Genomic DNA, 13621 nt, shown 5'->3' on the forward strand with positions numbered 1-13621 from the left:
GGCTTTCCGTGAGAAGAACTTTAGCCGTTTGTCTCTTCACCATCGCAACGTTCACATGGGCAGTGGCCCAGAACCCCGGCAGTACCAACCCCGGCAGTACTACCCCGGGCGCCACTCCCTCACAGACTCAATCCGGAAGCACCGGAGCGACTCAGTCGCAATCGGGTGCCACGTCGGGATCGCAAACCCCGATGTCCGACGCGCCGATCACTCAGGGCTGCCTCGGCGGCAGCAACGGAGGATACACGCTGACCGACAACGCCGGCACAACCTACAACTTGAAGTTCCCCGCCAACGCGAACGTCTCCGTGCTGTCTTCGCACGTTGGCGAATCCGTGGCAGTGATGGGCGACATCCAAGGATCGGGCAAGACCGGCCAGACCATCAACGTCAGCAGGATTGGCAAAGGAACCACCACGTGTTCTTCCGGTACCTCCGCTCAGCCACAGACGCAAACGCCTAAACCGTAATCAGAGCGAGACAAAAGAAAAGGTGCTGAGCCTTTCTGCGCCCAGCACCTTCGCTGCCAAAAAGGACCGGTTCGCCGGTCCTTAATTATGTTAAGGAATTACCACGCGGAGCGAGTTCGAGAATGATCCGCCGGTGTACGTTCCCATAATCCTCAGCACGGACGGTGTACCCGACGTGCCCGCCGTTGCCGGGAAGGTCAAAGTGGTCGCTTTGATGCTGCCCGGGAGCAGGTCGCCTGGTGACGGCAGGTTGCCTGTTGCGCTTACGCCGCCAAGCGTCGCCGCGGTCACTCGGATCGCACGCACCGTTGCGGTCCCGTTGTTTTTCACGGTCAGGGCCGCTCGATAAGTTCCATTTGTGTTCTTCGTCAGCACGGCCGTAATCGTGATCTGTGCTTTGACCGGAGTGACCGTTTCCGGTTCGCTCCAAGCCGCGCCGGCATCGGGAGCACCAACGCTGTAGTGATACCGGACAAGCAGCGGATCCACAACGTTCGTGCTGATGAAGCCGGGTCCGGCAGCATTGCCAGAACCGCGAGTGGCTTGTTTGCCCAGCGCGGTGAAAACAACGTTCTTCACGATACCGCCATCGCAAGCGGTGGCCGCGTTGTTGATCAGCGAATTCTGATAGTTCTGGCCGGGTCCCGGATGCCAGGCGTTGTCACCAGCGTCGACAACGTAGGACTGCTCCGGCATCATGACCGTCAAGGTCCGAGAAGTGCCGTCCGGACACGATACGTCCGCCTGCACGCTTGCGCCTTGCCACTGCCCATACGGCCCAAAGTAAGTGCTTGTGGGCTGCGAACCTACCGGCACCGTTATAGTTGCTGCCTGGTGATTGCCCGGCATGGAGACTTCGTACCCGGCATAAAGCGTGTCACCGGTATTGATCGGCAGTTGGGGACCGGGCGTGGAGAGAACTACGGTGGCGTCTCCCGGGACCCAATCGTTCTGGAAGACCGGGTTGTTGGTGCCCCACCAATCCGTCCAACGGGCCGCGTCGATGTTGTTAAACGGCGTGACCTTGGTCTCCGTGTTTGCAGTAGCGTCATCAAACAAATACTTGCGTACCCAAGAGTTGATCACCGGCACCTGAATTGCCGGCACCGAGCAGTGGCCGTGTGCGCCGTCGATGAAGAAGCCGAAGCGGTCTCCAATACCGAGCGTCTCGTAGATCTTCTGGGTTGCGCGCGACGAGATCGTGTTGGCGCGATTGGAAAGCCAGAAGTAATCGGTGTTGCCCGTCTGTAACAGCGCACGGGGAGCGACCATCGCCATCAACTCGTGATGGTCATGCGGAAGTTTGTAGACATCGTTGCCCCAGAACTTCCACATCTGGCTACCGAACCAGTTGGTGTCGGTGTGGTCCAGGTTTTCCACCACATTCTCGGCTTCAATCTGGGTCGAGGTACGCCAGGCCGGTGCTCCACCGCCGCCGTTTTCCTGAGCGACCGTGAGAGCAATGCGCTCGTCGAAAGCGCCGGCGTATAGAGCCATCTTCCCGGCATACGAACAACCGGTCACCATAAGCTTGCTCATGTTGATCGGCAGCGGGTTCGTCGCCTGCTGGGTCGCGATCTTCATGCCGTCAATCACGCGGCTCACGCCCCAGGACCAAGCGGCATACTGCCCCGAATTTGAGCCATCGGGGAAACCGTTGGCTGCATTGCAATTCGACGCTGCTGCCATTCCCGCGCAAAACTCGGGATAGAGTTTGTAGAAATTGTCAGTCCTTCTGGCCCCGCCATATGTCGTGGTCGAGTTATGCGGGAAATCACAACTTGCGATCGGCAGGCCGGTGAAAACCGATGCTCCAAGGCTGCCCGTACCCAGGTTTGAGCTGCCGGCAGAACCGGTCATCGGGATAATCGCCGGGAAACCGCCGTCGGGCGCCGCTACGCTTGGAATGTAGCAGCGAGTCGTGATGGTTGCCGTGACATCGGCGCCGTTAACGTTTCGGGTAACGTTGATCACAAGCGTGCCACGGGTTGGCGCCGTGGCTGGCGTGTAAGTGGCTGTGATGGTGCAATCGTGACAATCAGGCTTGGGGCCAAGCTCGTACTTCTCCATGGCCGCCTTAATCTCGTTGCGCCGTTGTTCCCAACTTGCGAACGAGGTGTCGCGCCTTCCGTCCGCGAAAAAGACGAACGGGTCCGGCAACGGCCGGATGATCGGAAGATGAGCGAAATCCGGGAACGCTGGTGCCTCGAAGCTCGCACCTGTATTCTCGACGTTGTAAACGAGGGGGATTGAATCCTGCGCGAACGCTGCCACGCCCGCAGCTGACACGAACAGCAGCAACATCAGCAAAACATGAGCTGCAGTACTTCCAGGGTGATGCTGACCTTTCATAATTGCTCCTCTTTGGGTTACGGGGCCCAAAGCCGCGAGCACACGGCTCGCGACGAGAGAACAGATTTTGTTTGACAGCACAACTAAATAGACTCGCGATTTCCGGTCCTAAGGCCTTCATTCATACTTTCTTGAACGGCGGTGGGAGACCGTTAACCGCGACCGCCTGCTTCTAACGTTTACGGCGGACCAAGCCCAACCCGGCCAGGCCCATGCCGAGCAGCAGCATGCTTGCCGGTTCCGGAACCATAAAGCTGGCAGATTGGAAGGACGTTGCATCGGACGCGCCTGCGGCATCGCTGAACAGGATCGACGCCTGCACCAGGTACAGCGTCGTTCCTGGCGTGTTCGGCCCAGCGGTCACCGTGAACAACTCACCAGAAAAGAAATCACCCGGATTCAGGAACAGCGGAGTGTTCGCGAAGAACGGTGTGTCGTCAAACAACAACCCTGCTGGCGACGTGACGATCGAGATCCCGTCCAGATATACCGGGCCAACATTCGCACCAGGTGCCGTGATCGTGCCGGTGAAGGAAAGAGTGGTTCCGGTTGAGATAAGCGCCGGTTGCGGGTCGAGCACAAACGTCAGGCTATCGGCGCGCGCAAGAGGAGCCGAAAGCACCACACCCGCCATCAGCACCATCAAAAAGAGAGTCACTATCGATTTGCGATTCATAATGTTCCCTGTCGTTTCTTTCTCCAAAGTGAATGCAGGTTCGCGCGCTTGTCGCTTGCGAATGGCCTGCTGTAGTGCGAACTGCCCCGTTGGTTCGGTCCCGCGTGCTTTAGTTTGATACCCAAATTAAACAGTGCGAAAGACTATACCTTTGTTTCTCGTTGTCAACCGAAAAATACAAATCTGGGTCGGATACCGCGACCGACAGGGTGCTCGTCTAAATCGATTTTGCAATTACCGCTCCAAGTGTCGCCGAGAGCGAAATCAACAACTTGCAACCGATTTGTGACGGGCAAACTAACAATGTTTGCACTTCGTGGGAACAAAAGTTTTCTTTCTCGCGTGATCCCCGTGCACCAACACGGTTAAGCTAACCCTCGGCGTTACGGCCGCCATTCGCGGACAGAAACGAGCGTCGCCTGGACGCATATCAGTGCTTGACAGCAATGGATCACATGCATATAGTTTCCGGCGCGAACTAAACGATTGTTCGCCATCTCGGTTAGAACATTTCTTTTTTCTGACCTGCGCAGCTCCGTTGCAAGCCGACGGGAGCGCTAACTTGCGGTACGCGCTGAGCACGCTTCGCCACTGACGCCAAATTCCTAAGGGAGCCTCACGTGAACCAGGCCACTCCGGATAGTTCAGACCATGAACTAACTCTGACGGTACAGGTTTGCGAAGCAGTTCCCCTCCCTGCACGAAGTTCACCGCAACTACTGCCGCGACGGTGCAACTGGCTTTGCCATGCTTCCTACACGCGTTACGCGTCCGAACCGCCCTTGCAAGAGCACTCCCTTCCGTTCAAGAGAAATCAGGACATACATACAGAACAAACTCAGGAGAATCATCATGTTCAGGGTCCAAAATACCTTTCATCGCGTCACACCACTCTTGTCGGCTGTAATACTGCTGGTCTTATCGGCTCTGGCAGTCCCTGCATTCGCGCAAGACAGCATTCCTTTGGTTTATAACGTCGAGAACACAGGTGCGGCTTTCCAGGCGCCTGGCTTCCCGGATTTCGCCCATCTACCGATTATTCGCCCGTTACCAGATCCGTTCCGTTTTTATGACGGAACGTACGACACCTCCTTCAGCAACTGGGAGAGGCGGCGCAACGAAGTGAAAGCCGCCATCGAGAAGTACGAGATTGGCCCGAAGCCTGATTGTCATGACTGCGCGATCGCAGCTACCTACACCCCAGCGGCGGCAGGATCGAACGCCGGAACGCTGCAGGTGATCGTTACGCGCAACGGCAAAACGGTTACGTTGAACTCTCGCGTCTACATTCCGCAGGGAATGGGCAACGGACCATACCCCGTGTTAATTCCTATGTCGCTCGCATTCCCGCCGTTCTTTGTTCCCCCAATTCCGAACTATGGAAGCATGCCGGCCAGCGTCTTCTCGACGCGCCCGATCGCGACGATCGACTTTTTCCATAACGACGTCACCAACTATTGTTTCTTTGCACCATGCAACTTCTCGGGCGACCCGTTCTACCAGATGTATCCTGAACTTTGTGCTGGTACATCGTGCAGTGGGACGAGCAACTCGGGCCAGTACGCCGCCTGGGCCTGGGGCGTGAGCCGACTCATCGATGGCATCGAGATCGCCACGCATCAGTCGGTCAATCCGCTGCCCATCGACCTGAAGCGCATCGCGGTAACCGGCTGCTCCTATGCGGGCAAGATGGCGCTCTTCTCCGGGGCGCTCGATGAACGGATTGCCCTTACGCTTCCCCAGGAAAGCGGTGGCGGTGGCGCAACAGCGTGGCGTGTGTCGCAAGAGATTGAGGCCACCCGTGTTGTCGAGAGCCTGACACGCACCGATCACAACTGGTTCGCTGGACAGTTGTTCGAGTTCAGCGACAACAACGTGTACAAACTCCCGTATGACCATCACGAATTGTTAGCCATGGTGGCGCCTCGCGCCCTGTTGGAAACCGGCAACACCGATTTCCTCTGGCTCTCAAACAAGGCCAACTACGTTGCAGCCCGTGGAGCACAGAAGGTCTACAACACGCTTGGTATCGGAGACCGGTTTGGCTTTGTCATCGATGGCGGACACGGACATTGCCAGGTGCCGACCTCTCAGAACCCTGCGATTGCGGCCTTCGTCGACAAATACCTCCTCGGCGATACGTCAGTCACAACGGATGTGCAGGTTCATCCATATGGGTCGTTCGACTACGCTCGCTGGATCGAGTGGTGGGGGAGCAACAATCCGAAGTTCCCGCGCGATTGGAATCCTGGAAACGGCACGCTGGTCGCGTTCATGAATCGGCCGCTCGACATCGGTGTGGGCGATAACGTTCTGGCGGGATATGGCCTCTACCTGGACGGTGCTCACCCGGACGCGACAATCGACGTGGCCGGAGCAACGGTCCAGACGGATATCTCCTGTCCGGATGGCAGCTCCTATACGCTGACCGTTCCGCTGCCTGACCAGTCCTACTCAATCCCTACCCTCGACAACGCCTGGTACCCATCACCGAATCAGAAGAGCACGTCGACCTATCAGGGATCGGTGGCGAACATCTCGACAGCCGCTTGCAGTGGTGGACTTGCGAAGAGCAGCTACTTCAGCGCGTTGGGAAAACAAGCCACATCGGGAGCCGGAAATCCGGCAGGACCGGGTTTCACCAGCACCGATACCACTGATCCTCTTAACGTAAGGTTCCACTGCACGACTGATGGCGCCACTGGCGCCGGCGGAAGCTGGAGCCCAACTACAACCGTTAAGTACTAACCGCAAACTTGTTGTGCTGTGCAGAAGGCCCGCTTACACGAGCGGGCCTCTTTTTGCGGCGTATTGTCGGAGCTTGTCACTGAATCCAAACTCCAGATGAGGCATCATTAAGGTAGAGCCGGGAGTCGCCGAAAGGCCACACTCGACCTCAGCAGGCCACGCGGGCTTGAGCGTGACGACTCCCGGCACACACCATCTTCGTGCGTAAACCTTCTCGGGGATCTCCGTTCACAGAATGGCCCTTGCACTCTGCACTACTCGCATCGGTTTTGAAGCTGATAGAGTAATCGTTTACTCAGGCTGTTCCGTGGAGAAATCGAATGACTCTACCTCGCCCTTACGGGTTCACGCGAGCCTTAATCGTTCTCACCCTGAGCCTGGCCTTCACCACGAATGTTGTGGCGCAAGCCGTCAAACTGACAGTCGATACCTCACGTCCGGGGGCGACGATCGATCGCAACCTCTTCGGCCAGTTTGCCGAGCACCTCGGGCTAGGGATCTACGAAGGTGTGTGGGTGGGGCCGGATTCGAAGATTCCGAACACGCGCGGGATTCGCAATGACGTCGTTGCTGCCTTGAAGGAGCTCAAAGTCCCGAACGTTCGATGGCCCGGCGGATGCTTCGCCGACGAATATCACTGGCGCAAAGGCATCGGCCCACTCAATCAAAGACCTGCAACTCTCAATCCGAACTGGGGCGGCGTTATTGAACCGAACACCTTCGGCACGCACGAGTTCATGGACTTCGCGGACCAAATCGGCGCCGAAGCCTATATCTCCGTGAACGTCGGGTCGGGTACTCCTGCGGAAGCGGCGGACTGGTTGGAATATCTCACCACGAATCAGCCGACACAGCTCGCGAAAGAGCGTGCGGCGAATGGGCATCCGCAGCCGTACAAGATCAAATATCTCGGGATAGGCAATGAAAGCTGGGACTGCGGCGGAAACATGACGCCCGAGTACTACCTGGATCAACTCAAGATTTACAGCCGCTTTGTCCGCAACTTCAATCCAGCGCAGCAGGAAAAAGACAAGATGCTGAAGATCGCTGTCGGGCCGGGTGGAATCGAGCCTCGCTGGACCGAATGGACCGAAACCATCATGAAGGCGTACGAGAAGCATACGTGGAGTTGGGATATCGATGGGCTCTCGATGCACAACTACACGGTGATCAAATGGCCGCCGGCATACAAGTCTGTCGGGTTCGGCGAAACTGAGTATGCCGAGATCCTGAAAAAGACCCTGGAGATGGATGACCTGATCAAGACTCATTCGGCCATCATGGACAAGTACGACCCGCAGAAAAAGGTCGCGCTCGTGGTCGATGAATGGGGCGCCTGGTACGAGAAATTGCCCGGCACAAAGGAAGGTTTCCTGATTCAGCAAAACAGCCAGCGCGACGCCGTTCTCGCAGCCCTGAATCTGAACATCTTCGCCCGTCATGCCGACCGTGTGCGCATGGCCAACATCGCGCAGATGGTCAACGTGCTACAGGCGATGATCCTGACCGACAAAGAGAAGATGGTTCTTACGCCGACGTATCACGTATTCAAGATGTATGTGCCATTTCAGGATTCCACTTTCATTCCTGTCGCGTTCGACGCTGGGATCTACAAACACGGCGAGATCACTTTGCCGCGCGCAGATGCCATTGCGGCCAAGGACAAATCCGGCAAACTGTGGCTGGCCATCACGAACCTTGATCCAAACCAGACGCTCGAAATCGAGGCGAATGTCGGCGGCAAGGCAGCGAGTGGCGAAACTCTGTCGGCCCCGAAGGTGGACAGCGTGAACACTTTCGATGCGCCCGAAACAGTTTCGCCAAAACGCTTCTCTATAAAGATACAAAATGGAGCACTGTCTCTGAAACTGGCGCCCGCGTCCGTAACAGTCGTCTCGGTACAATGAACGCGTGCGATTGCTCAGGGCCTTACGTTCGGTTGTAGAAAAGGTCGTCCCGGATCGAATACTTGCACCCTTGATGGCCGAGCGCTCGCGACGCCATCAGGTGCAATATCTTCGCAATGAGGGTTTCATCGCGCTCGCGGACACTTTCATTGCGCACAATGGCCTCGAAGTGAAACATGGCCCGTTCAGGGGCATGCGCTACACGCTGCCTGCAGCACGTCATCGCATCGTAATTCCAAAGCTCCTCGGATGCTACGAGCGAGAACTGCACGGTGTCGTTACACAGGTTCAGCAAGGTGACTACGACGTCATCGTGGATGTCGGGTGCGCGGAAGGCTATTACTCGACAGGCCTTGCGCTAACAACAAAGGCCAAGGTCATTGCCTTCGACGCCGAACAGATTGAACTTGCGCACGCGCGAGAAATGGCAAGAGAGAATCGAGTCGAGGATCGGATCGAGTTCCGTTCCTGGTGCAACGCCAACGCTCTCATCGAGATTGCTCGCGCATACCGACGCCCGTTTCTCCTTTCCGATTGTGAAGGCTATGAAGTTTCGCTTTTCACCCCGGAAGTAATCGCCGAACTTCGACACGCCGATCTTCTGATCGAACTGCATGGCGACGCGAAGCCGATCTTCATGCTTCGTTTTGCGCAGACTCACCGAGTGGAAATCATCTGCTTCAACGGCGACAACCGTGGCGATTACGAGCAACTGAAGACCCTTCCGCCTGACAAACGTGCTCAGGCAGTCAGCGAATTGCGAAGCGCGCAGGAATGGCTGTGGGCACAACACATCTCCGACTGAACTGTGCGCTTAAGCGGACTTCATTTCTTGTTTAGGACAATTCGAGATCGCTGCAATCGCAGTGCCGTATTACGGAGCAAATCTGCTTTACGATCTCTTTACGAATCCGTGCGCGACTTGTGAAAAGTCGGAGTGTTAAAGCGATTGAGGTTGCAAGATGCACGGATCGCGCAAGATCGTTTGGATCACTTCTTCGCTGATATGCGTTGCGATCCTTGCAGCCGGAATTCTTCACCTCACGCATACCTGCCAGCTATTTGAGAAAACCGGCTCGGAAGTCGGTTGCACTTTGTGCACGCTCTCATTTCAGATTCTGATCCCGCAAGTACTGACGATGGTCACGCTCGTGCTGATAAGCAGACAGCAAGGCGTTGCGATTCTTTCTTCTTATACGACACGCTATTTTGCGCTGCCTTGTTCGCGGCCGCCGCCTAGCAATTCCTGATCGCACTGTCCTCAGAAACATCAACTCAGGAGGATTCAATCTCCTGTCGTGCGCGTGCGGATATGACCGCACTCAGAAAGGAAATTGTTATGTCCCGCGTAATGAGAATTGCTGCAGTGTTCGTTGCCGTCCTGGCGATGACGTACATAGCGGTCCCGGCGAATGCCCAGGCCGTAGACAACGTAAAAGTTCACTTTGATCACCCGGTTGCTGTTCCCGGCCAGGTACTCGCTTCCGGAGATTATGTGTTCCACGTGATGGACCCATGGTCCGCGGTCAACACGGTCCTGATTCGATCGGCTGACAATAACCGGTACATCGGCTACTTCCACATGGTTCCGACGGAGCGCAGTACGGATGCGAAAACTGAGGTCGTGCTGAACAGCCCGGATGCAATTGGATTACGTACTGTCCGCGACCTGTTCGTGGCCGGCAACCGCCAAGGACTTGAATTCAAGTACTCCCGCGGCGATGCGTCGAAGCTCGACCAGATGGCCACGAATCTTGGCTATGGCGAAACGGTCGCGAACGGCTTTTAAGTTTACCCCCTGTTTAGCCCCCTGGGCCCACCGTAAAAAGTGGGCCCGATTTTTTGGTGCGCCGAAATTACTTCGGCTGCTTCTTCCCTTTTATCTTGAGCTCAATCATCTGCCCGTCGAAGTTCTGGACGGTCATTACTTTGGCTTTCTCATCCACCTTCGCCGGTAGTTCTTTGTTGATGGTCCAGTCCATAAAGGTCTTCACCGGACCGCTCGCCTCGCACATGTAGAGGATGTCGCCGATGCGCATCGACATTTTGTAGCGGTCGGAGTTTTCGGGATGCTGTACGCTGGCCGCGAGCTTTTCGAAGGACACGACTCTCGCAGTCTGGAAGCCTTCCTGAGCACAAGCAAACACAGCGATGAAGACCATGATGCAAGACAGCGCTGTTAGCCGTTTATTCATCTATGTCTCTCCTTGAGGTCGAAAAGTATACGGGCTCGGCACAAGGCGGGCGAAAGAAAAAGGCGCGCTATCATCGAGCGCGCCATGGGTGCGACAACAGGAGGGTTCGTGGCTAACTGGCTTTCAGCTTCTTAACAGCTTCGGGTCTCGCGAAAGCATTCACCGGACTATGGCTGTTGTTGGCCATCACCTTCTGCCAGTACTCCTTCGCCTTGACGGCGTCGCCGGCTTTCTCGTGCGCCTGTGCCAGCATCATCAGGATGAATGGATCCTGCTGATTTGCTTTCTCCAAGTCGGCAATAGCGTTCTTGTAATCGCCACCGTAGTAGGCAACATACCCCGTGAGATAGGGCAAGAATTCAGCCTGTTGGGGATTGTTGGCCTTTTCGAGCGCGGTTTTGGCGGCCGCTACATCTTCCTGGACCTTTGCCTTATTTCCTCGACGGGCGGCGATACGCGCCTGCGCGTGCTCGAAACGAAACTTCCAGAGTGCCTTGTCCGTGTCCTTCATGTCCGGCTTCCGCAGGGCAGTCTTGTAACCAAGCCGGTACCATTTGTCAGCGCCGTCAATGTCACCCGACTCCAGCATGATGCGAGCGAGTTCATTGGCGACGCCGGCTGCACCTTCGAAGTCGTTTTTCGCGAGGGCAGAGTCAAACGCCTGCTTGTGGTACTTTTCGGCTTCCTTCGCTTTTCGCTCGAACGCGTACGACACGCCCATGACGCGCAGCGCACGATTCTTCTGCTCCGGTGAAGCCAAGTCAATCGCCTTCTCCAGGTGCTTGCGGGCTTCGGCGTAGTCTCCCTTGAGATCGAGGGCCATACCGGATTCGAGGTGAGCTTCGTAGAGATTCGGGTTCTTCTCAAGCGCCTGCTGATACAGCTTCAGCGCTTCATCCTGTTTACCCTCGCTGTTTAGCTTTCTTCCCTGCTTAACGAGTTCAAGAGCCGGTTCAGATGGAGCCGACGTTTGCGGCGGGGCCGCCTGCGCCACACAAACCATAGTCACAAGGACCATGGCCATCCCTAGAGCAATTCCAGGAGCAAATTTCATGGGCGGGATTATAGCTGCCGGCGCGACGCTCGTGTAGCGGAGGGGATGAACAGAAAGGGCGTCGCCCAAAGGCGACGCCCCAAATCGACCTTCGAGACTATTTCTTTAACAGCATCTTGGCCTGCTTCACTACATTCTCCGCCGTGAACCCGAACTGCTTGTAGAGTTCCTTCAGCGGAGCCGAAGCACCGAAGTCGCTGCGCGCGATGATCACTCCGTCAAAGCCGACGAATTCACGCCAGCCGAGGTTTGTGCCGGCTTCAATCGCGATGCGCGCCCGCACCTTCGACGGAATCACCGATTCGCGGTACTCCGGCGACTGCTTCTGGAACAATTTCATCGACGGCATGCTGACCACTCGGCTCCGAATCCCTTCGGCTACCAGTTGCTCGTGAGCGGCGACCGCAAACTGTACCTCCGAGCCGGTCGCGATCAGCACGATCTCCGGGTCCTTCGAATCCGCTAACACGTAGGCTCCCTTTGCGACTCCTGCTGCGCTCGCGTACTTGGATCGGTCTAGCGTCGGTATCGCCTGGCGAGAAAGGATCAACGCCACCGGCGTGTGCGTCTGTTGCATCGCAACGCGCCAGCATTCTGTTACCTCGTTAGCATCGCCTGGTCTCAAATCGATCATGCGAGGAATCGCGCGAATGGACATGATCTGTTCAATCGGCTGGTGCGTGGGCCCGTCTTCTCCGAGGCCGATGGAGTCGTGCGTGTAAATGAAGATGACGGGCTGATCCATCAGAGCAGCCAGGCGTAGTGTATTGCGCATGTAGTCGGAGAAGATGAGGAACGTAGCGCCGTAAGGACGCAGCTTCGAAAGGGCCATGCCATTGAGAATGCCGCCCATCGCGTGTTCGCGGATACCGAAGTGCAAGTTGCGTCCGTGGTAATTGTCCGCGTCAAACGAGTTGCTCTCCTTAATCAAGGTCTTCGTTGAAGGCGCAAGGTCGGCGGCTCCGCCAACCAGCCATGGGACGTTTTTGGCGACCGCATTCAGAACCACACCACTGGTTTCGCGCGTCGCTTTGCCTTTCGCATCCGCCGGAAACGTCGGCAGATCTTTGTCCCAGCCGGACGGCAATTCGCCGCGCTGCATGAGTTCAAACTGCCCGGCAAGTTGCGGATTCGCCTTCTTGTACTCCGAGAATTTCTGGTTCCATTCGGCTTCCCATTTCTGCCCACGATCGACGGCTTTGCCCATATAGTTTCGGACTTCTTCCGGAACCAGGAAGTGCGCGTCCTCAGGCCAGCCGTACGCTTTCTTGGTAAGGCGAATCTCTTCCTCTCCGAGCGGCTCGCCGTGTGCTGCGGCAGTGTCGTGCTTGTTGGGCGCGCCCCATGCAATGTGGGTATCGACAATAACGAGGGTCGGGCGCTCGGTTTCCTTTTGCGCAGTCTTGATGGCGACGTCCAGCAAGGCGAGATCGTTGACTTCACTCACGCGCAGCACGTTCCAGTGGTAACCAAGGAAACGCGTTCCTACGTCTTCCGAGAAGGCCAGATCGGTGTTGCCTTCAATGGTGATGCGGTTATTGTCATAGAACCAGATCAGGTTCGAGAGTTTCAGGTGTCCGGCGATTGAGGCAGCCTCGCCCGAGATGCCCTCCATCAGGTCACCATCGCCGCAGATGGTATACACGCGATAGTCGATGAGCTTCTGGCCGTCTTTGTTGAACTGCGATTCCAACCAACGCTCGGCGATCGCCATACCCACGGAATTGGCGCAACCCTGTCCGAGTGGACCGGTGGTGGTCTCAACTCCGGGCGTCAGTCCATATTCCGGGTGACCGGGCGTTTTGGATCCCCACTGCCGGAAGTTTTTTATTTCATCGAGAGACAGGTCGTATCCGGTGAGATGCAGCATGGAGTAAAGCAGCATCGAGGCGTGCCCGTTGGAGAGGACGAAGCGGTCGCGATTCGCCCAGTTCGGGTTCTTCGGATTGTGCCGAAGATAACGGTCCCAGATCACATAGGCGAGCGGTGCCAGTGACATCGGCGTTCCCGGATGGCCGCTGTTTGCCTTTTGGACGGCATCCATGGAGAGCGTGCGGATGGTGTTGATGCATTGCAGTTCGAGCTTCTCGCCTGGTTTATCTTCGCTCGTCGGTCCACGTTTCGCAGCGGAAGCGGTATTCGCTTCCACCATATTCGCGGTTGCTCCCACGCGTGATTCGCCTGCACTGTTCGACATCTTGTTCACCTTTCTATGAATG

Annotated in this window: 10 protein-coding genes; 5 read left to right on the forward strand and 5 right to left on the reverse strand. The window is 56.6% G+C overall.

The window, feature by feature from the left end; genetic code table 11:
* The first annotated feature begins 8 nt into the window (after positions 1-8).
* Positions 9-470, forward strand: a complete 462-nt coding sequence (locus VN577_20500) for a hypothetical protein (protein HWR17221.1) — start codon at positions 9-11, stop codon at positions 468-470.
* A gap of 90 nt (positions 471-560) precedes the next feature.
* Here the strand turns inward: VN577_20500 and VN577_20505 are convergent, their stop codons facing one another.
* Both VN577_20505 and VN577_20510 read right to left on the reverse strand, forming a co-directional pair.
* On the reverse strand, positions 561-2822 hold the full coding sequence (locus tag VN577_20505; protein ID HWR17222.1) for a hypothetical protein: 2262 nt from the start codon (positions 2820-2822) through the stop codon (positions 561-563).
* 172 nt (positions 2823-2994) lie between these two features.
* Entirely contained in the window at positions 2995-3498 is a 504-nt protein-coding gene (locus VN577_20510; GenBank protein ID HWR17223.1) for a PEP-CTERM sorting domain-containing protein, read from the reverse strand.
* A gap of 852 nt (positions 3499-4350) precedes the next feature.
* Between VN577_20510 and VN577_20515 the strand changes: the two genes are divergently transcribed.
* The 4 genes from VN577_20515 to VN577_20530 all read left to right on the forward strand — a co-directional run bounded on the left by VN577_20515 (position 4351) and on the right by VN577_20530 (position 9942).
* On the forward strand, positions 4351-6246 hold the full coding sequence (locus VN577_20515) for a hypothetical protein (GenBank protein ID HWR17224.1): 1896 nt from the start codon (positions 4351-4353) through the stop codon (positions 6244-6246).
* A gap of 320 nt (positions 6247-6566) precedes the next feature.
* Positions 6567-8153: an alpha-L-arabinofuranosidase C-terminal domain-containing protein gene (locus VN577_20520; GenBank protein HWR17225.1), complete on the forward strand. Its 1587-nt coding sequence runs from the start codon at positions 6567-6569 to the stop codon at positions 8151-8153.
* 4 nt (positions 8154-8157) lie between these two features.
* Positions 8158-8958 carry a class I SAM-dependent methyltransferase gene (locus tag VN577_20525; GenBank protein ID HWR17226.1) on the forward strand — a complete coding sequence of 267 codons (801 nt, stop codon included), beginning with the start codon at positions 8158-8160 and terminating at the stop codon, positions 8956-8958.
* Between the two features lie 534 nt (positions 8959-9492).
* Positions 9493-9942, forward strand: coding sequence for a hypothetical protein (locus VN577_20530; GenBank protein ID HWR17227.1), 450 nt, complete (start codon positions 9493-9495; stop codon positions 9940-9942).
* A gap of 67 nt (positions 9943-10009) precedes the next feature.
* Here the strand turns inward: VN577_20530 and VN577_20535 are convergent, their stop codons facing one another.
* The 3 genes from VN577_20535 to tkt all read right to left on the reverse strand — a co-directional run bounded on the left by VN577_20535 (position 10010) and on the right by tkt (position 13599).
* Positions 10010-10348 (reverse strand): hypothetical protein, encoded by a 339-nt coding sequence (locus tag VN577_20535; protein HWR17228.1) that lies wholly within the window; start codon positions 10346-10348, stop codon positions 10010-10012.
* A 112-nt stretch (positions 10349-10460) separates the two neighbouring features.
* Entirely contained in the window at positions 10461-11402 is a 942-nt protein-coding gene (locus VN577_20540) for a tetratricopeptide repeat protein (GenBank protein HWR17229.1), read from the reverse strand.
* Positions 11403-11499: 97 nt separating this feature from the next.
* Positions 11500-13599: a transketolase gene (tkt, locus tag VN577_20545; GenBank protein HWR17230.1), complete on the reverse strand. Its 2100-nt coding sequence runs from the start codon at positions 13597-13599 to the stop codon at positions 11500-11502.
* Positions 13600-13621 lie beyond the last annotated feature (22 nt).

The organism is Terriglobales bacterium (assembly GCA_035561515.1).
GTDB lineage: Bacteria > Acidobacteriota > Terriglobia > Terriglobales > Acidobacteriaceae > DATMXP01.